General features: G+C 70.1%; 19 protein-coding genes. 10 read left to right on the top strand and 9 right to left on the bottom strand.

Going from position 1 to position 20,724, the window contains the following annotated elements; all coding sequences use genetic code 11:
* Nucleotides 1-74 precede the first annotated feature (74 nt).
* On the top strand, nt 75-833 hold the full coding sequence (locus ATL45_RS06715; RefSeq protein ID WP_093157769.1) for a sulfite exporter TauE/SafE family protein: 759 nt from the start codon (nt 75-77) through the stop codon (nt 831-833).
* A gap of 33 nt (nt 834-866) precedes the next feature.
* Here the strand turns inward: ATL45_RS06715 and bcp are convergent, their stop codons facing one another.
* Nucleotides 867-1,340, bottom strand: a complete 474-nt coding sequence (gene bcp / locus ATL45_RS06710; RefSeq protein ID WP_093157645.1) for a thioredoxin-dependent thiol peroxidase — start codon at nt 1,338-1,340, stop codon at nt 867-869.
* A 52-nt stretch (nt 1,341-1,392) separates the two neighbouring features.
* Entirely contained in the window at nt 1,393-1,551 is a 159-nt protein-coding gene (locus tag ATL45_RS38755; protein ID WP_170210111.1) for a hypothetical protein, read from the bottom strand.
* Nucleotides 1,552-1,751: 200 nt separating this feature from the next.
* Between ATL45_RS38755 and ATL45_RS06705 the strand changes: the two genes are divergently transcribed.
* The gene (locus ATL45_RS06705) at nt 1,752-3,485 is read left to right on the top strand and encodes a pyruvate dehydrogenase (RefSeq protein WP_093157647.1); all 1,734 of its coding nucleotides are present in this window, start codon (nt 1,752-1,754) and stop codon (nt 3,483-3,485) included.
* Between the two features lie 18 nt (nt 3,486-3,503).
* On the opposite strand, the gene ATL45_RS06700 is transcribed toward ATL45_RS06705, so the two are convergent.
* Nucleotides 3,504-4,259 carry a hypothetical protein gene (locus ATL45_RS06700; protein ID WP_093157648.1) on the bottom strand — a complete coding sequence of 252 codons (756 nt, stop codon included), beginning with the start codon at nt 4,257-4,259 and terminating at the stop codon, nt 3,504-3,506.
* A gap of 287 nt (nt 4,260-4,546) precedes the next feature.
* On the opposite strand from ATL45_RS06700, the gene ATL45_RS06695 reads away from it, so the two are divergent.
* Both ATL45_RS06695 and ATL45_RS06690 read left to right on the top strand, forming a co-directional pair.
* Nucleotides 4,547-5,404 carry a helix-turn-helix domain-containing protein gene (locus ATL45_RS06695; protein ID WP_093157650.1) on the top strand — a complete coding sequence of 286 codons (858 nt, stop codon included), beginning with the start codon at nt 4,547-4,549 and terminating at the stop codon, nt 5,402-5,404.
* 3 nt (nt 5,405-5,407) lie between these two features.
* The gene (locus ATL45_RS06690; protein WP_093157652.1) at nt 5,408-5,602 is read left to right on the top strand and encodes a DUF397 domain-containing protein; all 195 of its coding nucleotides are present in this window, start codon (nt 5,408-5,410) and stop codon (nt 5,600-5,602) included.
* 101 nt (nt 5,603-5,703) lie between these two features.
* Here ATL45_RS06690 and ATL45_RS06685 read toward each other — a convergent pair whose 3' ends face one another.
* From ATL45_RS06685 to ATL45_RS06675, 3 genes are all read right to left on the bottom strand, one after another.
* The gene (locus ATL45_RS06685) at nt 5,704-7,206 is read right to left on the bottom strand and encodes a PH domain-containing protein (protein WP_093157654.1); all 1,503 of its coding nucleotides are present in this window, start codon (nt 7,204-7,206) and stop codon (nt 5,704-5,706) included.
* Nucleotides 7,203-7,709 carry a PH domain-containing protein gene (locus ATL45_RS06680; protein ID WP_246025194.1) on the bottom strand — a complete coding sequence of 169 codons (507 nt, stop codon included), beginning with the start codon at nt 7,707-7,709 and terminating at the stop codon, nt 7,203-7,205. The genes ATL45_RS06685 and ATL45_RS06680 overlap by 4 nt, the downstream gene beginning before the upstream one ends.
* A 93-nt stretch (nt 7,710-7,802) precedes the next feature.
* The gene (locus ATL45_RS06675) at nt 7,803-9,263 is read right to left on the bottom strand and encodes a glycosyltransferase family 39 protein (protein WP_246025193.1); all 1,461 of its coding nucleotides are present in this window, start codon (nt 9,261-9,263) and stop codon (nt 7,803-7,805) included.
* Between the two features lie 208 nt (nt 9,264-9,471).
* On the opposite strand from ATL45_RS06675, the gene ATL45_RS06670 reads away from it, so the two are divergent.
* From ATL45_RS06670 to ATL45_RS06660, 3 genes are all read left to right on the top strand, one after another.
* Complete coding sequence (locus ATL45_RS06670; protein WP_093157771.1) at nt 9,472-10,734, top strand: sensor histidine kinase; 1,263 nt, start codon at nt 9,472-9,474, stop codon at nt 10,732-10,734.
* On the top strand, nt 10,727-11,386 hold the full coding sequence (locus ATL45_RS06665; protein WP_093157659.1) for a response regulator: 660 nt from the start codon (nt 10,727-10,729) through the stop codon (nt 11,384-11,386). Before ATL45_RS06670 ends, ATL45_RS06665 begins: the two co-directional genes overlap by 8 nt.
* 637 nt (nt 11,387-12,023) lie before the next feature.
* Entirely contained in the window at nt 12,024-12,830 is an 807-nt protein-coding gene (locus ATL45_RS06660) for a S1 family peptidase (RefSeq protein WP_093157661.1), read from the top strand.
* A gap of 326 nt (nt 12,831-13,156) precedes the next feature.
* Here ATL45_RS06660 and ileS read toward each other — a convergent pair whose 3' ends face one another.
* Nucleotides 13,157-16,282: an isoleucine--tRNA ligase gene (gene ileS, locus ATL45_RS06655; RefSeq protein ID WP_093157772.1), complete on the bottom strand. Its 3,126-nt coding sequence runs from the start codon at nt 16,280-16,282 to the stop codon at nt 13,157-13,159.
* Between the two features lie 157 nt (nt 16,283-16,439).
* Here ileS and ATL45_RS06650 point away from each other — a divergent pair, with 157 nt between their 5' ends.
* A complete protein-coding gene (locus ATL45_RS06650; protein WP_093348813.1) occupies nt 16,440-17,228 on the top strand; it encodes an IclR family transcriptional regulator in 789 nt (262 codons plus the stop codon).
* 6 nt (nt 17,229-17,234) lie between these two features.
* On the opposite strand, the gene ATL45_RS06645 is transcribed toward ATL45_RS06650, so the two are convergent.
* A complete protein-coding gene (locus ATL45_RS06645; protein ID WP_170210180.1) occupies nt 17,235-17,999 on the bottom strand; it encodes a dioxygenase family protein in 765 nt (254 codons plus the stop codon).
* Between the two features lie 329 nt (nt 18,000-18,328).
* Between ATL45_RS06645 and ATL45_RS06640 the strand changes: the two genes are divergently transcribed.
* Together ATL45_RS06640 and ATL45_RS06635 are read left to right on the top strand one after the other, a co-directional pair.
* A complete protein-coding gene (locus ATL45_RS06640; protein WP_093157665.1) occupies nt 18,329-18,790 on the top strand; it encodes a MarR family winged helix-turn-helix transcriptional regulator in 462 nt (153 codons plus the stop codon).
* Nucleotides 18,791-18,925: 135 nt separating this feature from the next.
* On the top strand, nt 18,926-19,807 hold the full coding sequence (locus tag ATL45_RS06635; RefSeq protein WP_093157667.1) for a fumarylacetoacetate hydrolase family protein: 882 nt from the start codon (nt 18,926-18,928) through the stop codon (nt 19,805-19,807).
* A 285-nt stretch (nt 19,808-20,092) separates the two neighbouring features.
* On the opposite strand, the gene ATL45_RS06630 is transcribed toward ATL45_RS06635, so the two are convergent.
* On the bottom strand, nt 20,093-20,689 hold the full coding sequence (locus tag ATL45_RS06630) for a hypothetical protein (protein WP_093157669.1): 597 nt from the start codon (nt 20,687-20,689) through the stop codon (nt 20,093-20,095).
* Between the last annotated feature and the right edge of the window lie 35 nt (nt 20,690-20,724).

Here is a 20,724-nt window from a genome sequence, read left to right as displayed (position 1 = left end):
AACGGCTCGACCCGGTGTGATACCGCTCGCCCCAGTGGGAACTTGAGTCGTTCCAGAAGCTAACTTCGGTGGTCGTGTTCACCGAATGGTTCGAGCCGGTCCTGCTCGTCGTGGTCGGCTTCCTCTCCGGCGCGATCAACGCGGTGGCCGGCGGCGGCTCGCTGCTGGTCTTCCCGGCGCTGCTGGCCACCGGGATGCCGCCGCTGGTCGCCAACGTGACCAACTCGGTGGCCCAGGGGCCCGGCTTCGTCGGCGCCGCGATCGGTCAGCGCCAGGACCTCAAGGGCAACTCGCGGCGGCTGTGGCTGACCTCGGCGGCCGCGGTGGTCGGCTCCGCGCTGGGCTGCGTGCTGCTGATGGTCCTGCCGGGCAAGGTCTTCGACGCCGTGGTGCCCGCGCTGATCGGGCTCTCCGCCGTGCTGATGGCCTTCCAGAACACCATCCGCAAGTGGCTCGGCACGCCCGAGCAGGGTGCCCCGGACCGGACGATGTTCCTGGTCCTCGGGATCTTCTTCGCCTCGATCTACGGCGGCTACTTCGGCGGCGCGCGCAGCGTCATCCTGATCGCGATCCTGGTGCTGGCCGCGACCGACTCGATGCGCCGGCTGAACGCGCTCAAGAGCTGGCTGGGCATGATCGGCAGCGCGGTCACGCTGGTCGTCTACGCGCTGATCGCGCCGGTCGACTGGATCGCGGTGCTGATGCTGGTGCCCACCACGGTGCTGGGCGGGTACGTGGGCGGCAAGCTCGCCCAGAAGCTGCCTGCGACGCTGCTGCGCTACCTGGTCGTGGTGATCGCCGCGGGCGTCGCGGTCTACATGGTGCTGGACTGAGAGGGGGCACCGGCCGGGTCGGTGCCCACGTCGTCAGACGCCCAGGTCCTTGCGGAGCCGCTCGACGTGGCCGGTGGCCTTGACGTTGTACAGCGCCTTGGCGATCTTGCCCTCCGCGTCGACGACGAACGTCGACCGGATCACGCCCTGCACGGTCTTGCCGTAGTTCTGCTTCTCGCCGAAGGCGCCCCACGCCGTCATGACCGACTTGTCCTCGTCGGCCAGCAGCGGGAAGGTCAGGCCCTCGGCGTCCCGGAAGGTCGCCAGCTTGGCCGGCTTGTCCGGCGAGACGCCGAGGACGTCGAAGCCCGCGTCGTTGAGCACCGCGAGGCTGTCGCGGAAGTCGCAGGCCTCCTTGGTGCAGCCCGGGGTGCTGGCCGCGGGGTAGAAGTAGACCACGACCGACCGGCCGCGGAAGTCGCTCAGCGAGACGGTGTTGCCGTCGGCGTCCGGCAGCGAGAACTCGGGTGCCTTGTCGCCGACCGAGAGTCGGTTCTGTTCGCTCATGTGCCCGACGCTAGCCGATGCTCCCGGCGCGGTCCCGCGAGGTGGAGCGACGTCACTGCCCGGCGGCGCCCGCGGCCGGGACGAACTGCGCGACCTGGGGTGTCGGCGCCGGTGTTCGATCACTCGCCACGATGAACCCGCCGACCAGTAGCCCGGCGACCGCCGATGCGGTCAGTGCCAGCGCGCAGGTGGTGAAGAGGCGGATCGACACCGCGGTTTCCTTCCCGGAGAAGTGGATTGGGGGCGTTCCGGGCTCGAACGAGCTACTGGGAACAACGGGATGATCGGGTTGGGCGGCTGGATCGTTACCGACCTCGGCCGACCGGATGAGCGGACTTCGAGTTGCGGGGTCGGTGACCCACGCGTAGACGGGTGGGTGGCCGTGCCGACAACCCCTCCGGAGGACCCGTCATGCCCACTGTCGCCGATCAGCTCATCGAAGTGCTCGTGCAGGCCGGGGTCCGGCGCATCTACGGCATCGTCGGGGACAGCCTCAACCCCGTGGTGGACGCGGTGCGGCGCACCGAGGGCATCGAGTGGGTGCACGTGCGCCACGAGGAGGTCGCCGCCTTCGCCGCCGGTGCCGAAGCCCAGATGACCGGGCGGCTCGCGGTGTGCGCGGGCAGCTGCGGGCCGGGCAACCTGCACCTGATCAACGGCCTGTTCGACGCGCACCGCAGCGGAGCGCCGGTGCTGGCGCTGGCCTCGCACATCCCGTCCGCGCAGATCGGCACCGGGTTCTTCCAGGAGACCCACCCCGAAGAGCTGTTCAACGAGTGCAGCCACTTCTGCGAGCTGCTCTCGCAGCCGGAGCAGATGCCGCGCCTGCTGCGCACCGCCATCCAGACCGCCTCCGGCCGGCGCGGCGCGGCGGTGCTGGTGCTGCCCGGCGACGTGGCGGAGAAGCAGGTCCCCTCGTCCAACGGCCTGGGCATCATCGAGTGCGAGCCGCCCATCGTCGTGCCGACGGAGGACCAGGTGCTCGCGCTGGCGGAGAAGCTGAACCGGGCGGAGCGGCCGATGTTCTTCTGCGGTGCGGGCACGCGCGGCGCGCACGAGGAGGTCATGGAGCTGGCCGCGCGGGTCAACGCGCCCGTCGGGCACGCGCTGCGCGGCAAGGAGTGGATCCAGTACGACAACCCCTTCGACGTGGGCATGAGCGGGCTGCTGGGCTACGGCGCCTGCTACGACGCGATGCACCGCGCCGACCTGGTCGTGCTGCTGGGCACCGACTTCCCGTACGACAACTTCCTGCCGCAGGCCAACACCGTGCAGGTCGACATCGAGCCCGCGCACCTGGGCCGCCGCACGGTGCTGGACCTGGCCGTGCACGGCGACGTCGCCGAGACGATCCGCGCGGTGCTGCCGCACGTCCAGCAGAAGCACGACCGCACCTACCTGGACCGGATGCTGCGCGAGCACGCCGGCCAGCTGGAGCGGGTCGTCGACGCCTACACGCGCAACGTCGAGACCCAGGTGCCGATCCACCCGGAGTACGTCGCCGACGTCCTCGACGACCTGGCCGCCGAGGACGCCGTGTTCACAGTGGACACCGGGATGTGCAACGTGTGGGCGGCCCGCTACATCACGCCCAACGGGCGGCGGCGGGTGCTGGGATCCTTCGTGCACGGCTCGATGGCCAACGCGCTGCCGCAGGCCATCGGCGCGCAGATCGCCGAACCGGAGCGCCAGGTCATCTCGATGTCCGGCGACGGCGGGCTGGCCATGCTGCTCGGCGACCTGCTGAGCCTGCGCACCCACCGGCTGCCGGTGAAGACCGTGGTGTTCAACAACTCCTCGCTGGGCATGGTGAAGCTGGAGATGCTGGTGGACGGGCTGCCGGACTTCGGCACCGACCACGACCACGTCGACTTCGCCGCGATCGCCGCGGCGGCGGGCATCTACTCGGTGCGGGTGGAGAAGCCCGGCGAGGTGCGCGATGCGCTGGCCGATGCGCTGCGCAGGCCGGGGCCCGCGCTGGTGGACGTGGTGACCGACCCGAACGCGCTGTCCATCCCGCCGCGGATCACCGGCGACCAGGTGAAGGGCTTCGCGCTGGCGGTGAGCCGGACGGTGCTGTCCGGCGGGGTCGGGAAGATGATCCAGCTGGCCCGCAGCAACCTGCGCAACGTGCCGCGCCCGTGATCGCGAGGCCGGTGGGCGTCACCGGCCGCCGGGGCGCGCCGCAGTCTTCTCCCGCTCCAGTTCGTGGTGCATGCGCAGGTTGAGCTCGGCTTCCAGCTGGTAGAGCTTGGCCAGCAGCGGGTCGTCGTGTCCGAGCAGGTCGGCGGCCCAGCCGGTCAGCGAGTCGTCGCGGTGCGGCGTAGGCCCAGAAGTCGGTGCCGGTTCCGCCGCCTTCGGCCTCCCAGCGCGGATTCCACAGCAGACGCCGGAACTCGGTGCCGGCGACCTGCCCGTGCATCGCGATGCCGAGGACGAGCCCGCCGTTGCAGTCCGTCGAGGCGCCCTGCTCGCCCAGGCCACCAGCCGTTGCAGCCACGACGGATCCTGAGTCTTCGTCGCCAGGGCTGGGAGGAACTCGGGGAAGAACGCCCGCCCTTCGTGCTTCTCCAGGGCGCGGGCGATTTCCTCGCGCACTCCGGTGCAGGGCAGGTGCAGCAGGCCCAGCGCCGCGTGCAGACCGGTGTCGTGATCATCCGGGTTTGCGGCGTATGTCCACAACAGCTCCTCGGCATTCTCCGATTCGAGAATCCCCAGTGCACGCAGTACTTCCGCCGGTACTCCGGGACGCAGGCGGCCCGCGTCGACGCATTCGGCCAGCAGGCGTTCGGCCAGCGCGGTGTCCCCGTGCCGGGCCAGCACCCGCACCAGCTCGGCGCGTTCTTCCGGAGCCGCAAGGAAGACGGGCAGCAAAGCCTCCGCATCGGCCAGGGAGCCGTGCCTGACCACCACGTCCACCGCTGCCGATTCCCAAGATGTGATACCGGATGTACGGTTTCCGACGGAGGCGGAGGACAGCACCCGCGTCGTTCTGATCACCATCGGATGGTTCCTCCGGAGGAATTTCCTTACCCGTGCAGGTGTACTCCATCCTGGCGATGCTGACTCGTTCAGGGGAGAACCGTAACCATCTTCGACCAGTATCCGATGTGAATCGAGGCCGCACCGAATCGGCCGGAGCGGGCCGTTGGACCGGATGTCGTAAGGGTGATGGGGTGGTGACGCAGTGTGGACATCCGGGCAGGATGGGAATCATGACAGTCAGTCCCACGGTGCGTCGCCGTCGTCTTGCCGCCGAGCTGCGGCGACTGCGGGCACAAGCGGAGGTGACCCAGCAGCAGGCCGCCGGGCACCTCGGCTGCACGCAAGCGAAGATCGGGCGGTTCGAGACCGCGAAGCGGTCTCCCTCGGTCGGCGACGTCTCGGCGCTGCTGGACTTCTACGGGGTCGAGGGGTGCGAGCGGGACCAGCTGATCAACCTCGCCCGCGATGCCCGCAAACGTGGTTGGTGGCATTCCTACAGCGACGTCCTGCCCGAGTGGTACGAGACCTACGTGGGCCTGGAGGCCGAAGCGTCCTCCATGCACACCTACGAGGCCGAGGCAATCCCCGGATTGCTCCAAACACGTGAATATGCGCATGCGATCACGAAGGCGACCCTCATCCGCGCGGATGAGTCGGAGATCAGCAGGCGGGTCGATCTGCGCATCCAGCGCCAGCAGCGGGTGGTGGGGGAGAACCCGCTGGAGTTGTGGGCAGTGGTGGGAGAAGCCGCGCTGCGCAGGCGGGTCGGTGGGCCCGGCGTGCTGCGCAGGCAGCTGGAGCACCTGTTGAAACTGGTGCAGTTGCCGCACGTGACGCTGCAGGTGATGCCGCTGGACGCGGGCGCGCATCCGGCGCAGGCCGGACCGTTCGTCATCCTGCGCTACTCGAACCACATCGATCCGGACGTGGTCTACCTCGAAACCCACGTGGGCGGGCTCTACCTCGAACGTGAGATAGAGCTGTCGAACTACGTCACGATGATGGACCATTTACGTGCGCATGCGGTAGATCCAGACGGTTCCGTCGAACTAATGCAACAACGCATAGGAGAGTTGTAGAAGATGGCGAATATCACCGACTGGCGCACCAGCACGCGGACCCAAGGTCAGGGCCAGTGCGTGGAGGTCGGTTTCGGAGGCGACTGCGTCGGAGTTCGCGACACGAAGAACCGGGCCGCAGGGCAGATCACCGTCGCCGTACAGCGCTGGCACGAGTTCGTCAGCGGGCTCAAGCGGGGCAGCTTCGACGTTCTATGACGCACGCTCCGTGAGTGCGCGACCGCCGGATTTGCGCGCTCTCTGTGCTTTTCACCCATGTTTTGCGCGGCGGTGCGAGTGGCACCGCCGCGCGAGGCGTTTCAGCGACGTTCCACGAATGGCGCGAGCAGACCGGGAAGCGCTTCGTGGGCCAGCACCAGGCCTTCCGACTCGTCCACGTCGTGCACCTCGTAGAGGCTGCTGCCCGCCGCGGTCGTCGCACCGACCGTCATCAGGCCCGCTCGGCGCTGGAAGAAGGTGCGGCTCAGCTTCCAGCCGATCACCCCATCGCGCTGCAGGACGACGGTGCGCCGGATCCCGCTGCCGTTGCGGGCGACCAGGTACTGGTCGGTCAGCGCGTGGCCGAGGTTGCGGTAGGCGTCCACCGCGAAGCCCAGGAACGCCAGGAGGGCGACCGCGATCACGACGAGCGCCAGCGGCACCGGAACCCAGTCGAGCACCAACGCCACGACCGCCGCGATCACGATCGGTGCGGTGCACATCAGCGCCCAGTTGATCCGCCGCCGCAGCGCCGCGCGCGGGTGCCTGCGCAGCGGGACCTCCGAGGGCGGCCGCGACTCGCGCAGCACCGCTGCCGAGGCCCGCTGCACCGCGGCGCGGGGCGCAGGCGGCATCAGCGTCTTGTTGTCCGGCTGGTTCTCCTCCTTCTTCTGCTTGAGGCCGGTGGCCACGGCGTTGAGCCGGGCGCCGCCGAACCACCGCAGCAGCAGGGGCTCCACCACCTCGACACCGCGCAGCCGCCGCTCCTCCAGCGAGATCGACCGCGTGGTGAGCAGACCGCGCTTGACCTGCAGGGTGTCCCCGCGGTCGCGGCTCAGCCGGAAGCCCCACCACATCTCCAGGGACAGCGCGAAGGCGCCGAGCACGCCGACCACCAGCGCTGAGCCGGCACCGATCGCGATGACCAGCCACAGCGCCGTCGTCTGCACGGTCTCGCCGACGGCGGCGAAGACACCGGCCGACAGCAGCAGCTCGCGGAAGGACCCGAAGGCCGAGGCGATCGCGCCCCAGACGATCAGGATCAGCGACACCGACAGCGCGGAGTAGCCCAGCCAGCCCGGGTTGAGCCGGGCGAGCGTGCTGGAGTCCTCCTGCTCCGGCGCCTCGGTACCGACCACAGTGGACGAATCGCCGAACAGCAGCTCCTGGCGCAGCGAGTCGGCGTGCTCCTTGGTGAGCGCGTCGAGCTTCAGCTCGCTGCTGTCGCCGCCCTGTCCTCCGGTGCTCACCTTGACCGCGGTGACGCCGAAGACGCGGTGCGCCACGTTGGCGGTGAGGTCGACGCTGCGGATCCGGTCGCGCGGGATCGAGCGGTGGCTGCGGGTGATGGCACCCGTGCGCATCTCGAAGCGCTCCGCGGTGATCCGGTACCAGGTGAACCACCAGCCGACACCCATCAGCGCGGCGAGCACCGCCGCGCCGGCGGCCCACAGCCCGGCGGTGGTCAGCATCACCCAGATGCTGGTGCCGGAGATGACCATGAGCCCGATGGTCGGCACCATCGGCGCCAGGACCAGGATGGTGTAGGAGGCGATCGCCTTGGGATCCTGGCGGCGCCACTGCCCGTCGATCACGGTGCTCATGTCGCGTCTCCCGGCGTGGCCTGGGTGGTGGCGGTCAGCTGCTCGACCACCGCCTGCGCGGTCGCCCGGTCCAACCCGTCGATCGACAGCGGACCCGCGGCCGAAGCCGTGGTCACGGTGACGCTGGAGAGGTTGAACAGCTGCTGCAGCGGGCCCCGCACGGTGTCGACGGTCTGGATGCGCGACATCGGCGCGATCCGCCACTCCTGGCGCAGCCAGCCCGCCGCCGTGTAGACCGCGTCATCGGTGATCTCCCAGCGGTGCACCCGGTACCGCCACTGCGGCATGACCAGCACGTAGGGCACGCTGAGCACGGCGATCACCACGAGCGCCAGCACCAGCCAGAAGCGCGCGGGCGGGATGAACACCGCGGTCGCGGCCAGCGCGATCAGCACCGGGACGACGAACGCCAGCGCCTGCGTCGTCCACCAGCCGATCGCGCGGCGCTCCACGCGGTGCCGCGGTGGGCGGAGCCGTATCCGGACGGTGCTCTCGTCGGCCACTGTCGGTCCCTTCCTGCGGTCGGCTGGATCCGGACGCCATTCTCGCAGGCCGGACGGGCCGTTCGTGGTCATGTGGGAAGCCACGGCGTCCTCCTACAGGGATTTCAGTTGCGGCCAGATCTGGTCCCAGGCACCGATCCTGCCGGTGCACAGCCAGATCGGAACGGCGCCGTCGTGCACCTGCCGCACCTCGGCGAAGTGCTCCCGCGCGTCCTCCACGTCCCCGACGAGCAGCACCGAGTCGACCTGATCACCGGGCGGACCGAAGTAGCCGTAGCCCCGGTGCGGGCTGTAGACCTCCGGGAGGTCGTACTTCGCTCGGCCGACCTCCACCATCGCCGCGGAGATGTAGCTGTCGCCGATCACCGCCGTGCGCTCCTGCTGCTGCGGTGGCAGCGCGGTGAACGCGATCGAGGTGTCGCGGGCGAGCACATCGGCGCTCGGCATGCCGAACATGCTCGTCATCGTGGTCGAGAGCCACAGCGTCTGGCTCACCAGCGCGACGGAGGCGAGATAGGGGAACCATGCCGTCCACCCCCAGCGGGACGGCTTGGCCTCCCGGCGGCGCTGCAGCCCCAGCAGCCCGGCCGCGATCACCACGCCGTACATCCCGAGCAGGTAGTAGGGCCGGGCGGCGGTGGCGACGAAGAAGCCGTAGAGCAGGAGCGAGGTGACCGCGAAGAACCGGTACGGCCGCAGCTCGGCGGAGCGGAACAGCTTCCACAGCCCGATCAGGAACAGCGCTCCACCGGCGACTCCCGCGAACAGCACGAGGCTGACCGCGGTGCCGCTGCGACCCCCGGACAGCATCGGGGACTCGTCCGCCACGATCGCGCCCATCTGCAGCTGCGGCCAGCCGTTGAAGGCCTGCCACAGCAGCGTGGGAGCCGCGATGAGCAGCGCGATGCCGACCCCGCCCCAGAACATCGGCCGGCGCAGGATGTCGCGCGGACCCACCAGCAGCACGCTGATCAGCAGCGCCACGCACAGGATCCCCACCTGGAACTTGGTCTGCAGGGCGATGCCGAGCACCAGCCCGAACACCAGCAGCAGCCGGTCGTCTGCGGCGCCCTGCTCGCGCAGCCGGACCCAACGGACCAGCAGCCAGCTGAGCACCAGCCACTGCAGCGGTTCGAAGGTGTACGGGGTGACCCAGTGCCCGACCAGCGCGGCCCACATCCCGGTCGCGCCCGCTCCGGCGGCCAGCACCTGTGCTCGGCGATCACCGCCGAATTCCCGGGCGAGCAGCGCGAACATCACGACGCCGGCGGCCGTCGCCAGCACCGCGGGCAGGCGCAGCACGACCATCGAGCCCGGCGCGATCCAGTCCATCGCGGCGGCGAGCAGCGGCGCGATCGGCGGCTGGTCGACGTACCCCCAGTCCGGGTGGTACTTGCCGGCCGCGAGCATGTAGACCTCGTCGATCCAGAAGTCTCCGAGCGCGCTCATCACGACGTGCACGACGGCGACCAGGCCGGCGATGGTGAACACCGGCCACTTGGCCAGCGGCCGCAGCCAAGGCCCGGCAGGCGGCCGGGTTCGTGCTGCGAGCACAGCGGATTCCATGATTCCCCCAAGGCGATCGGGAAGCTTGCATCAATTCAAGCCCCGGGCCGCCATTGATCAACACGGCGCTTGGTAGCGCGTGCCGGATCCGAAAGTCGTTGATCGATTCGACCCAGTGCAACTTTCGTCTAGGCCTGATCGCCGACCGTATGGTTTTCCGCCGAACCCCCGCGCGTCGTTGTCTACCGTGTTCCAGGTGAACCGCCCGCTGTGGCGGCTGCTGTGGAACACCAAGCGGGAGGCCGCGTTCGACGTGGCGCTCGTGCTCGGGCTGATTCTGCTCGGCCGCGTGTTGCTCGTGATGTACCCCTCCGACACCCCGCCCGGGGCGTACGACTGGATCGGCGGGCTCTGGCTCAACGACGCCCTCATGTGGATCATGGACCTGGCGCTGCTGGCCCGGCGGCGCTATCCGGTGGTGCTCATGTCGATGGTCGCGGTGCTGGCGGTCGTGCAGCCGCTGATGATCGAGTTCGGGCCGGGCCCGGTGCTGTTCATCAACCAGGCCTCCGACCCCTGGCTGCCCGGGAACACGCCGTGGGCGGTCTACGCCGCCGTCGTCTACACCACGGGCCGCAAGTGGAAGTTCTTCGCCTGGGACCTGATCAGCATCACCGCGCTGATCAGCGTCCGCCCGTGGGACGACCTGTCCAGCGATGCCATCGTCGCGGGCGTGATCTGGACGGTCTTCCCGGCGGTCCTCGGGCTCTACGTGAGCGCGCGCCGGAGGCTGGTGGGAGCGCTGCGGGAGCGCGCCGAGCGCGCCGAGCGGGAGAAGGAGCTGCTGGCCGAGCAGGCCCGGGCGGACGAACGGACCCGCCTGGCGACTGAGATGCACGACGTGGTCACGCACCGGGTGAGCCTCATGGTGCTGCAGGCCGGGGCGCTGGGCGTGGCGGCGGAGGACCCGGCGATCCGCCAGGCCGCCGAGGAACTGCGCACCAGCGGCTGCGAGGCACTGGAGGAGCTGCGGGACCTGGTCGGCGTGCTGCGGCGCGGCTCGTCGGAGCAGGACACCCGCCCCGACGCCACGCCGCCGACGGACCTGCCCGACCTCGCCGAGCTGATCGGGCAGTCCGAAGCGGTCGGGATACCGGTCGAGTACACCGTGGACGGTGATCCGCGGATGGTCTCCGCCGCGGTCGGGCGCACCGCCTACCGCGTGGTGCAGGAAGCGCTGACCAACGTGCACAAGCACGCGTTCGGCTCCCGGGTGAGCGTGCGCCTGCTGCACAGCGACGACCGGTTGCGGCTGGTCGTCCGCAACACCCGGTCGCCGGACCGGGCCGCGCGGGACCTGGCGGACAGCGGTTCCGGGGCCGGGCTGCTCGGGTTGCAGCAGCGCGTCGAGCTGGTCGGCGGCACGTTCCGGGCCGGGCCAGCCGCCGACGGCGGGTTCGAGGTCGATGTGATACTCCCGGCGTACGTGCCAACTGGGGAGGCGGGCGGCGATGAGTGAGCCGATCCGGGTCGTGGTGGTCGACGACGAGCCGATGGTCTGCGCGCACCTGCGCACCATCCTCGGCTCGGCCGACGACATCGAGGTCGTCGACGACGCCCAGGACGGCGCGGCGGCGGTCGAGGCGGTGGTGCGGCACCGGCCGCACGTGGTGCTGATGGACCTGCGGATGCCCGGCGTGGACGGGCTGACCGGCATCGAGCGCATCTGCAAGCTGCCCGATCCGCCTGCCGTGGTCGCGCTGACCACTTTCGACGCGGACAAGTACGTGCTGCGCGCGCTGCGCGCCGGAGCGGCCGGGTTCCTGGTCAAGTCGACGCCGCCGGGCGACCTCATCGGCCTGGTGCGGGTGGCCGCCGACGGGCACACCGTGCTCTCGGAGGAGGCGCGGAAGCGGCTGGTGGCGGCGTCGGCGGACGAGCAGAGCTCGCGGCAGCGGGCGGTCGAGCTGGCGCGGGACCTGACCGAGCGCGAGGTCGAGGTGCTGACCTGCCTGGGGCAGGGGCTGTCGAACGCGCAGATCGCCGAACGGCTGTACCTGTCGGAGGCGACGGTCAAGAGCTACGTGTCCCGGCTGCTGGTGAAGCTGTCCTGCTCGAACCGGCTGCAGGCCGGGCTGCTCGCCTACGACGCCGGGTTGGTTCCGCGCTGAGCTGGATCTTCAGCTCCGGGTGGTGCTGTTGCCCCGGCAGCCGGCGGTGGGCTCGTCCGAGAGATTGAACGATCAACCAGGCAAGCTCCACCGATTGGCCCTGGAATATTCCACCGGGAATCAGATACACCAGAGGCAGCACGCTCCGCACAGGGCGGTCGGGGCCTTGGAGCGTGTCGGCCATCGGTTCGGGGATCGATGGCGCCACCGGTCGGAGGGGTCCGGCCGCGGTTGGGGGTGTCCCCGGCGCAGTTCGGGGTGCGCCGGGGACGCTTCTCCGCGCGGCGAATGCTCCGAACGGCCGCGGCGGGGGAGTTCCGCGCTGCGCTCCTGATGGACGAATCGCGTTGGTCGGTGTCCGATTCGGCGACATCGGTCGAAGGGCGGCGGCGGTCGCCGATTCTGGTTGCGGGGTATCGGAAAAGGGGCTTGACGAGCCGGTTCTGCTGCGTTGTCCAGCCGTTGAACTGGGGAAATGTCCTGCTGTACTGGTTAAAACGGCAAATTCCGATGCTTTCCCGGTCGGCGTCGACGTCGATATTGTTCGATCGAATAGTCGCTGTGCGTAACGGGTCGGCGGAAGGCAGGCCGCCGACTTCGGTTCCCAGCGGCCGATTTCGGACACGAGGAGAACACGATGGTCGATGCCCCACGTCGCCTGGCCCGGTTCGCCGGGGTCACCGCGATCGCCGTCGCAGCCCTTTCCGCGGCTTCCGTCGCGCAGGCGCAGCCCGCGCAGCCGGCGGACGTCAACCCGTACATCGTCGGCGGCGAGGATGCCGACATCGCCGACCACCCGTTCACCGTCGCGCTGGTCACCCCGAGCGGCCAGCAGTTCTGCGGTGGTTCGCTGGTGGCCCCGAACAAGGTGCTCACCGCCGCTCACTGCACCGACGGCTCGCAGCCGGCCGACATCAACGTGGTCAGCGGCCGCACGGTGATGAGCTCCAGCGAGGGCACCACCTCGAAGGTCACCGACGTCTGGGTGCACCCGCAGTACACCGACGCCACCCAGGGCTACGACGTCTCGGTGCTCACCCTGGAGGCCCCGGTCCAGGAGGCCCCGATCGAGCTGGCCGCCGCCGACGACCCGGGCTACGCGCCGGACTCGCAGGCGACCATCCTCGGCTGGGGCAACACCAGCGAGGGCGGCCAGCAGGCCGACAACCTGCAGAAGGCCACCGTGCCGGTGACCTCGGACGAGACCTGCTCCGGCGCCTACGGGGAGTACAGCCCGGACTCGATGGTCTGCGCCGGTGTGCCGGAGGGCGGCATCGACTCGTGCCAGGGCGACTCCGGTGGCCCGCTGGTGGTGGACAACAAGCTGATCGGTGTCACCTCGTGGGGTGAGGGCTGCGCCCGTCCGGGCAAGCCCGGCGTCTACGCCCGCGTCGGCGCCTACCACGCCGAGATCCAGGAGCAGATCGGTTCGGCCACCCGCTGACCGAAGCGCTGCCGAAGGGCCGCGGGCGAACCTGCCCGCGGCCCTTCCGCGTCCCACCGTCCGAAGAGGACACTCCGATCGCTCCGCGGGTGCGGGGAGGATGCGATTTCAATGGAAATTGGACGTCTGATTTCCATTGAACTTGCGGTCGTCCGTCTACCTGGAGGGTGAGTTGTGCGCCGGTGTCGGTGTGTCGGGGTCCCGGCGTGCCGATGGGGCGCGCAACTTCCATTGAAATTGGACGTTTGATTTCCATTGAAATTGCGGTTGGTTGACCCGGTGGTGGTGGGACGGGGCGTTTGTGCGCTGATGGTGGAGCGCGGGTTTCAGGGTTGGGGGTGGAGCCAGATCTTCAGGTTCAGGGTTGGGTCGGTGTGCTCGGTGGAACCTGGTGCGGGGGCGGGGGATTCGGCGATGTCCACCGCCAGGACCGCGGTGGCGATCTCGTCCGCGTGGTGGCGGAGCGCTTCGCGGAGCTCGCCGGTCGCGCGCCAGCGCAGGGTGATCCGGTCGGTGATGTCGAGACCGTCCTGCTTGCGGCAGTCCTGGACGAAGCGGATCACTTCGCGGGCCAGGCCCGCTCGTGCCAGTTCCGGCGTGATCTCGGTGTCCAGCGCGATCGTGACCTCGCGCTGCGACTCGACCACCCAGCCGGTTCGCGGGACCTCGGTGCGGAAGACGTCCTCGCCGGTCAGCGGCTCGGTCCGGCCGTCCACCTCGATCGTCGCGGTGCCGGCGCGCAGGGCGCGGGCCAGCTCGGCGGGATCGGCGGCGGTGACTGCTGCCGCCGCCTGCTGGGTGCGGTTGCCGAACCGCTTGCCCAGCGCGCGGAAGTTCGGCTTGACCGACACCTCCAGCACCTCGCCCGCCGATGCCAGCGGTTCGACGCGGCGCACGTTGAGCTCGTCGGCCAGGTCGGCGAGCAGTTCCGGCGGCAGGGCCGGGCTGACGAGCGCTCGCCCGAGCGGCTGCCGCACCTTGATCCCGCTGCTCTTGCGCGCCGCCCGGCCCGCTTCCGCCAGCTGCCGTTCGATGTCCACTTCGGACAGCAGGCGGTCGTCGACCAGCCGGAGGTCGGCGCGCGGCCAGCTCGCCAGGTGCACTGAGTCCGGCGCGTCCGGGATGCCTGGGCGGACGACGTCCTGCCAGATCTGCTCGGCGATGAACGGCGTGAACGGCGCGAGCAGCCGGGTGAGCACGTCCAGGCAGGCGTGGAGCGTGGTCAGGGCGTTGCGGTCGCCGTCCCAGAAGCGCTGCCGCGAGCGGCGCACGTACCAGTTCGACAGGTCGTCGACGAAGGTCGCCAGCGCCCGGCCGGCCGCCGCCGTGTCGTAGTCCTCCAGTCGCGCGTCCACTTCGGCGGCCAGCCGGTGGACCTGGGCCAGCACCCAGCGATCGAGCACCGGGCGCTGCTCGGGCGGATCGGCGTCGGCCGGGATCCAGTCCACCAGCGCGGCGTAGCGGCTGAAGAACGACGCGGTGTTCCAGCAGGTCAGCAGCACCTTGCGGACGATCTCGCGCAGCGGGGCGTGGCCGATCCGCCGTGCGGACCACGGCGAGCCGGTGCAGAGCATGAACCACCGCAGCGCGTCCGCGCCGTGCTCCTCCATCAGCGGCAGCGGCTCCAGCACGTTGCCTAGGTGCTTGCTCATCTTGCGACCGTCCTCGGCCATGATGTGCCCCAAGCAGACGACGTTCTCGTACGCGGAGCGGTCGAACAGCAGGGTGCCGATGGCCATCAGCGTGTAGAACCAGCCGCGGGTCTGGTCGATGGCCTCGCAGATGTACTGCGCCGGGTAGCTGCGGGCCAGTTCGGCGACGCTGCCCGTTCGGTGCGGGTAGCCGAGCTGGGCGAAGGGCATCGAGCCGGAGTCGAACCAGGCGTCGATCACCTCGGGCACGCGGGCGGCGGACTTCCCGCAGGCGCAGGGGAATTCGATCTCGTCGAGGTACGGGCGGTGCGGGTCGAGCGCGGCGAAGTCCTGGCCGGTGCGCTCGCCGAGCTCGGCGCGGGAGCCGATCGGCGTGACGTGGCCGTCCGGGCAGCGCCACAGCGGCAGCGGCGTGCCCCAGTAGCGCGTCCGGGACAGTGCCCAGTCCACGTTGTTGGCCAGCCAGTCCCCGTAGCGGCCGTGCTTGACGTGCTCGGGATACCAGTTGGTGCGCTCGTTCTCGCGCTGCAGCGCGTCGCGGATCGCGGTCGTCCGGATGTACCACGACAGCTGCGCGTAGTACATCAGCGGCGTGTGGCAGCGCCAGCAGTGCGGGTACTGGTGTTCGAAGGTGGTGTAGCGCAACAGGAGTCCGCGGTGCTGGAGGTCGTCGACCAGCACCGCGTCGGCGTCCTTGAAGAACATCCCGCCGACCAGGCCGACGTCGGCGGTGAACCGGCCGTCGGTCCCGACCGGGTTGACCACCGGCAGCCCGTGCTCCCGGCAGACCGCCAGGTCGTCGGCGCCGAACGCCGGAGCCTGGTGCACCAGCCCGGTGCCGTCCTCGGTGGAGACGTACTCGGCGAGCACCACGAAGTGCGCGTCCGGGATGTCCACGAGCTCGAACGGGCGGTGGTAGCGCACGCCCGCCAGCGCGGTGCCCGGCACGGTCGCGAGCACCTCGCCGCCGGTGCCGAGCACCGCCTCGACCAGCGGTTCGGCCACCACGAAGGTGCCCTCGACGGTGCGCACCACCTGGTAGTCCACCGCCGGGTGCACCGCGACCGCGGTGTTGGACACCAGCGTCCACGGCGTGGTCGTCCAGATCAGCAGGTCGACGCCGCGGTGCCCGGCCAGCGGCCCGTCCACCGGGAACCGCACGAACGCCGACGGGTCGTGCGCGGGCTCGTAGCCCTGGGCGACCTCGTGGTCGGACAGCGTCGTCTGATCGCGCGGGCAGTACGGGGCCACCCGGTAGTCCTCGACGAGCAGACCGGCTTCGAAGATCCGCTTCAGCGCCCACCACACGCTGTCGACGTAGTCCGGCGACATCGTCCAGTAGGCGGTGGACAGATCGATCCAGTAGCCCATCCGCCGGGTGACCGCCTCGAACTCGCCGACGTAGCGCTGCACCGAGGCGCGGCAGCGCGCGTTGAACTCGGCGATGCCGATCCGCTCGATGTCGGGCTTGCCGCTGATGCCCAGCTCCTGCTCGACGGCCAGCTCCACGGGCAGCCCGTGGCAGTCCCAGCCACCGCGCCGCGGCACGTGGCAGCCCTTCATCGTCTTGAACCGCGGGAAGACGTCCTTGAACACCCGCGCCTCGACGTGGTGCGCGCCGGGCTGCCCGTTGGCGGTGGGCGGGCCCTCGTAGCACACCCAGCGCGGGCCGTTCGCGGTCTGCGCCAGGCTGCGTTCGAACACCTCGTGCGCGCGCCATCGCTCGATGATCCGGCGTTCCATCGCGGGCAGGTCGATCGACGGTTCGAGCGGGCGGAACGGTGAACCGGGCTGCGCCATGCCCATATGCTCACACCGCTCGGGCCCGCCGACATCACGAGCGCGCTGCGATCCACTGTGGACGATGTGGAGGAGCTGCGCGGGGTCCGCGCGCCCGCTGTACTGTTCAGTAGGCCGCAGCAGCCGATGCGGCCGGAACGGAGCAGGAGGAAGTCGGGTGAAGTCGGAACCCGCCACGGCCGAACCAGCGGGCAGCGGGCCCAACGTGGTCAAGTCCGCCGATCGTGCGCTGGTCATCCTGGAACTGCTCTCCCGGGGACGGCACCGGCTCAGCGACATCGCCGAGACGCTGCGGCTCCCGCTGTCCAGCGTGCACGGTCTGCTCGGCACGCTGGTGCACCGCGGCTTCGCCGAGTTCGACCCGACCACCCGCACCTACGGGCTCGGGCTCAAGGCGTGGACGGTCGGGCAGGGCTACACCGGGCACCGCGACATCGTGGGCCTGGCGCTGCCGCTGATGGACCGGCTCGCGCAGCGGACCGGGGAGACGGTGCAGCTGTCCAGGCTGGACGGCACCGAGAACGTCTACATCGCCATCGCCGAGTCGCCGCAGCCGATGAAGCTGGTGTCGGCGGTGGGCATGCGGCTGCCCGCGCACGCGGTCGGGCTGGGCAAGGCGCTGCTGACCGGGCTCCCGCAGGACGAGCTGGCGCGCCGCTACGAGGGCGTGGAGCTGGAGAGCTTCACCGCGAACACGGTGCGCGAGCTGCCCGAACTGCTGGCCGAGGTGCAGGAGGCGCGGGCGCGCGGCTACGCGGCCGACGACGAGGAGTACATCATCGGCTGCCGCTGCGTGGCGATGCCGATCCGCGACCACTCCGGCGACGTCGTCGCGGCCCTGTCGGTCTCGGCGCCGACGCCGCGCTGCGGCCCGAACTGGACCGAGGAGACGCGGGTGCCGCTGGCCGAGGTGGTCGACGCGATCGAGCAGCAGCTGCGCCGCTGATCGCGCTCAGCCGAACTGGACGGAGCGCTTGGACAGGCCCATCCAGAAGCCGTCGACGGCCACCTGCTGCGCGGTGAGGTCGTCGGCCGCCGCGCCGAGCGCCACGAACAGCGGTGCGAAGTGCTCCGTGCGCGGGTGCGCGAGCTGTCCGGCCGGGGCCTTGTGCCGGAAGTCCAGCAGAGCGTCGACGTCGTTGGCCTCGAGCGCCTGCCGCCCCCAGTCGTCGAACTCCGAGGACCAGCTCGGCGTGCCCGGTTCGCCCAGCGCCGAAAGGTTGTGGGTGAAGAACCCGCTGCCGATGATCAGCACGCCCTCGTCGCGCAGCGGCGCCAGCGTGCGGCCCAGGTGCATCAGCCGTTCCGGTTCCAGCGTCGGCATCGAGATCTGCAGGACCGGCACGTCGGCGTCCGGGTACATCTCCACCAGCGGCACGTAGGCGCCGTGGTCGAGGCCCCGGTCCGGGAAGTCGTGCACCGGCGTGTCCGGGCCGTGGAGCAGGGCGCGCACGCGGGCGGCCAGCGCCGGTGCGCCGGGGGCGGCGTACTGGACGTCGTAGTAGCGCTCGGGGAAGCCCCAGAAGTCGTAGACCAGCGGAACGGTGCTGGTGGCGCCGATGGCCAGCGGGGCTTCCTCCCAGTGCGCCGAGATGATCAGGATCGCCTTCGGCTCCGGCAGCCGGGCCGACCAGTCGGCGAGCTGGCCCGGCCACTGCGGGTCGTCGGCCAGCGGTGGGGCGCCGTGGCTGAGGTACAGGGTGGGCATCCGGGTCATCACGAGCTCCTCGTTCGAATGAGGGTTTCCAGGTTCGTTCTGCGTGGCGGTGCGGGTAGCGGAACCTCAGAGGCCGCCTGGCTGCGGGATCGGCGTTCTGATGTATGTCCGATACACGGCGAACGGGCTGTCCTCGCCAGGCGACCTCTGAGAACCCGCGGCGGTGCGAGTTGCGAGGGTGGGTTATGCGCCTGCGGCGCATGCGACGCGTTCCGCAGTCTGACTGCGCTGGTCAACGCGGCTGCGGCCACCGACCAAGATGAAAGACTCGATTTGAACTACCTCGACCATAGCTGGTAGTTCAAATTCGAACAAGCTAGGCTCGGAGCATGGCTGAACCGCGCTGGCTGGACGACGAGGAGATGGCGGCCTGGAACGCCTTCGTGGAGGCGAGCAACCTGGTCGCCCGCAAGGTCGAGCAGCAGCTGCGCGAACAGGTCGGGCTGTCCCACCCGCAGTACGAGATCCTGGTCCGGTTGTCCGCGGCGCCCGGCGGCGAGCTGCGGATGACCGAGCTCGCCCAGCTGGTGGTGACCTCGAAGAGCGGCCTGACCTACCAGATCACCCAGCTGGAGAAGGCCGGTCTGGTGCGGCGCCGGACCTGCGAGTCCGACGACCGCGGCGTCTACGCGCTGCTGACCGACGCCGGCCGGGGGAAGCTGCGCGCGGCGGCGCCCGGGCACGTCGAGGTGGTGCGCGCGAACCTGATCGACGTGCTCGACCGCGATCAGCTGCGCGCCGTGACGGCCGGACTCGGCGCGGTCACGCGTCACCTGCGCACGTCCGGCTGAGCTGCGTCCGCCCCCCGGACGGGTCTTGCTTCCGCGCGTCTGCCAGTGGAAGGTCGTAGGGCTGCTGAGCCGCGCCGGCCGCACCCGGCCTCGCCGGTGCGTCCTCGGCAGCACCTGCCGAGACGAAGGAGTGAGATGAGGTTCCTGAGGTTGGGCCCCGCCGGGGCGGAACGACCGCACGTTGCAGACGACCAGGGCCGGCTGTTCGATCTGCACCCGATCACCACCGACATCGACGGGCGGTTCCTGGCCGCCGGTGGCATCGCGCGGGTGCGCGAGGCGCTGGCCGCCGGTGAGCTCACCGCCGTCGACGATCCCGGCGACGGCAGCGGCCTGCGGGTGGGCGCCCCGATCGCGCGGCCGATGGCCGTGCTGTGCATCGGCCAGAACTACGCCGCGCACGCCGCCGAATCCGGGTCGGCACCGCCGGAGGTGCCGATCCTGTTCTTCAAGCACCCGAACACGGTCGTCGGGCCGCACGACGAGGTGCTGATCCCGCGCGGTGCCGAGCAGGTCGACTGGGAGGTCGAGCTCGGCGTGGTGATCGGTCGCCGGGCCCGCTACCTGGAAAGCGCCGAGGCGGCGTTGGCGTGCGTCGCCGGCTACGTGGTGGCCAACGACGTCTCCGAGCGGGCCTTCCAGAAGGAGCACTCCGGCGGGCAGTGGTCGAAGGGCAAGTGCGCCGAGACGTTCAACCCGGTCGGCCCGTGGCTGGTGCCCGCCGACGAGGTCGCCGATCCGCAGGCGCTGCGGTTGCGGACCTGGGTCAACGGAGAGGTGCGGCAGGACTCCAGCACCTCGGACATGATCTTCGGCGTCGCCGAGATCGTCCGGCACCTCTCGCAGTACGTGACGCTGGAACCGGGTGATCTGATCAACACCGGGACCCCGGAGGGCGTGGCGATGTCCGGGCGGTTCCCCTACCTGGCACCCGGTGACGTGGTGGAGCTGGAGATCGACGGCCTGGGCAGGCAGCGCCAGCAGGTGAAAGCCTGTCTCCGAACTCGTTCTGCGTAGCGGTGCCGGTAGCGGAACCTCAGCGTCCGCCTGGCTGCGGGATCCCGTTCTGATGTATGTCCAATACACGGCGAACGGGCTGTCCTCGCCAGGCGAACGCTGAGAACCCGCGGCGGTGCAAGCTGCGAGGGTGGGCTAAACGCCTCCGGCGTTTCAAAGACAAAGAACCAGGACCAGAGACAGGCTCTGAAGTGACGAGAGCGGCGGTTCGGCACCGACCCCCCGGTGCCGAACCGCCGCTGATTCCCAGCGCCGACCCCCAGTGCGGCGCTGCAGATCACTCGGTCAGCGAGCGAGCTTGCGCGCCTTGGCGAAGCGGCCGTTGGCGGGCAGCCAGCACAGCACGACGGTGAGCACGATGGCCGCCATCGCGATGCCGCTGGTGACGCGGGCCATGGCCGGCAACGTGTCGTTGACCACGGCGAGGTTCGCGAACAGCCCGAAGACCGCGGAGATCGTGTACAGGATGCGCGCGTACAGGGCGCCGTTGATGGCCAGCAGGCTCCAGAGCAGCAGCGGCAGCGAGAACACCACCACCAGGATTCCCTTGAGGGAGACCGTGGCCGTCGCGGTCGCGAGCACGGTGTCCCACATGCCGAAGTCCACGAGCGCGGTCTTGAGGTCGGTGATCTCACCGCCGGACAGCGAGGCCAGCGCCTCCATCTCCGAGTCCAGCCCCAGCGAGCTGGGGTCGGACGCGAGGATCTCGTTGAGCATTGCTTCGCCGATCGGGCCGGCGTTGCTGATGAGGTAGATCGCCCCGATCAGGGCGGAAACAGCGGACAACGCGCCGACGACGACCAGCGCCAGCAGCGTGCCGGGGCGCTTCAAGCCGACCGGGGCCGCGGTCTGGTTCGGGGTTGCGGTCTGGGGATACGTCACGACTCGGGTTCTCCTTGCCAGGGCATGAAAAAGGG

Origin of the sequence: Saccharopolyspora antimicrobica (assembly GCF_003635025.1) — a bacterium.
Classification (GTDB): domain Bacteria; phylum Actinomycetota; class Actinomycetes; order Mycobacteriales; family Pseudonocardiaceae; genus Saccharopolyspora; species Saccharopolyspora antimicrobica.
This window is presented reverse-complemented; position numbering and strand designations above follow the sequence as displayed.

Coding starts and splice junctions, on each gene's coding strand:
- ATL45_RS06705 (WP_093157647.1), top strand. CDS start 1,752: ATGCCCACTGTCGCCGATCAGCTCATCGAAGTGCTCGTGCAGGCCGGG.
- ATL45_RS06645 (WP_170210180.1), bottom strand. CDS start 17,999: ATGACCCGGATGCCCACCCTGTACCTCAGCCACGGCGCCCCACCGCTG.
- ATL45_RS06695 (WP_093157650.1), top strand. CDS start 4,547: ATGGGAATCATGACAGTCAGTCCCACGGTGCGTCGCCGTCGTCTTGCC.
- ATL45_RS06685 (WP_093157654.1), bottom strand. CDS start 7,206: ATGAGCACCGTGATCGACGGGCAGTGGCGCCGCCAGGATCCCAAGGCG.
- ATL45_RS06635 (WP_093157667.1), top strand. CDS start 18,926: ATGAGGTTCCTGAGGTTGGGCCCCGCCGGGGCGGAACGACCGCACGTT.
- ileS (WP_093157772.1), bottom strand. CDS start 16,282: ATGGCGCAGCCCGGTTCACCGTTCCGCCCGCTCGAACCGTCGATCGAC.
- ATL45_RS06660 (WP_093157661.1), top strand. CDS start 12,024: ATGGTCGATGCCCCACGTCGCCTGGCCCGGTTCGCCGGGGTCACCGCG.
- ATL45_RS06665 (WP_093157659.1), top strand. CDS start 10,727: ATGAGTGAGCCGATCCGGGTCGTGGTGGTCGACGACGAGCCGATGGTC.
- ATL45_RS06640 (WP_093157665.1), top strand. CDS start 18,329: ATGGCTGAACCGCGCTGGCTGGACGACGAGGAGATGGCGGCCTGGAAC.
- bcp (WP_093157645.1), bottom strand. CDS start 1,340: ATGAGCGAACAGAACCGACTCTCGGTCGGCGACAAGGCACCCGAGTTC.
- ATL45_RS06690 (WP_093157652.1), top strand. CDS start 5,408: ATGGCGAATATCACCGACTGGCGCACCAGCACGCGGACCCAAGGTCAG.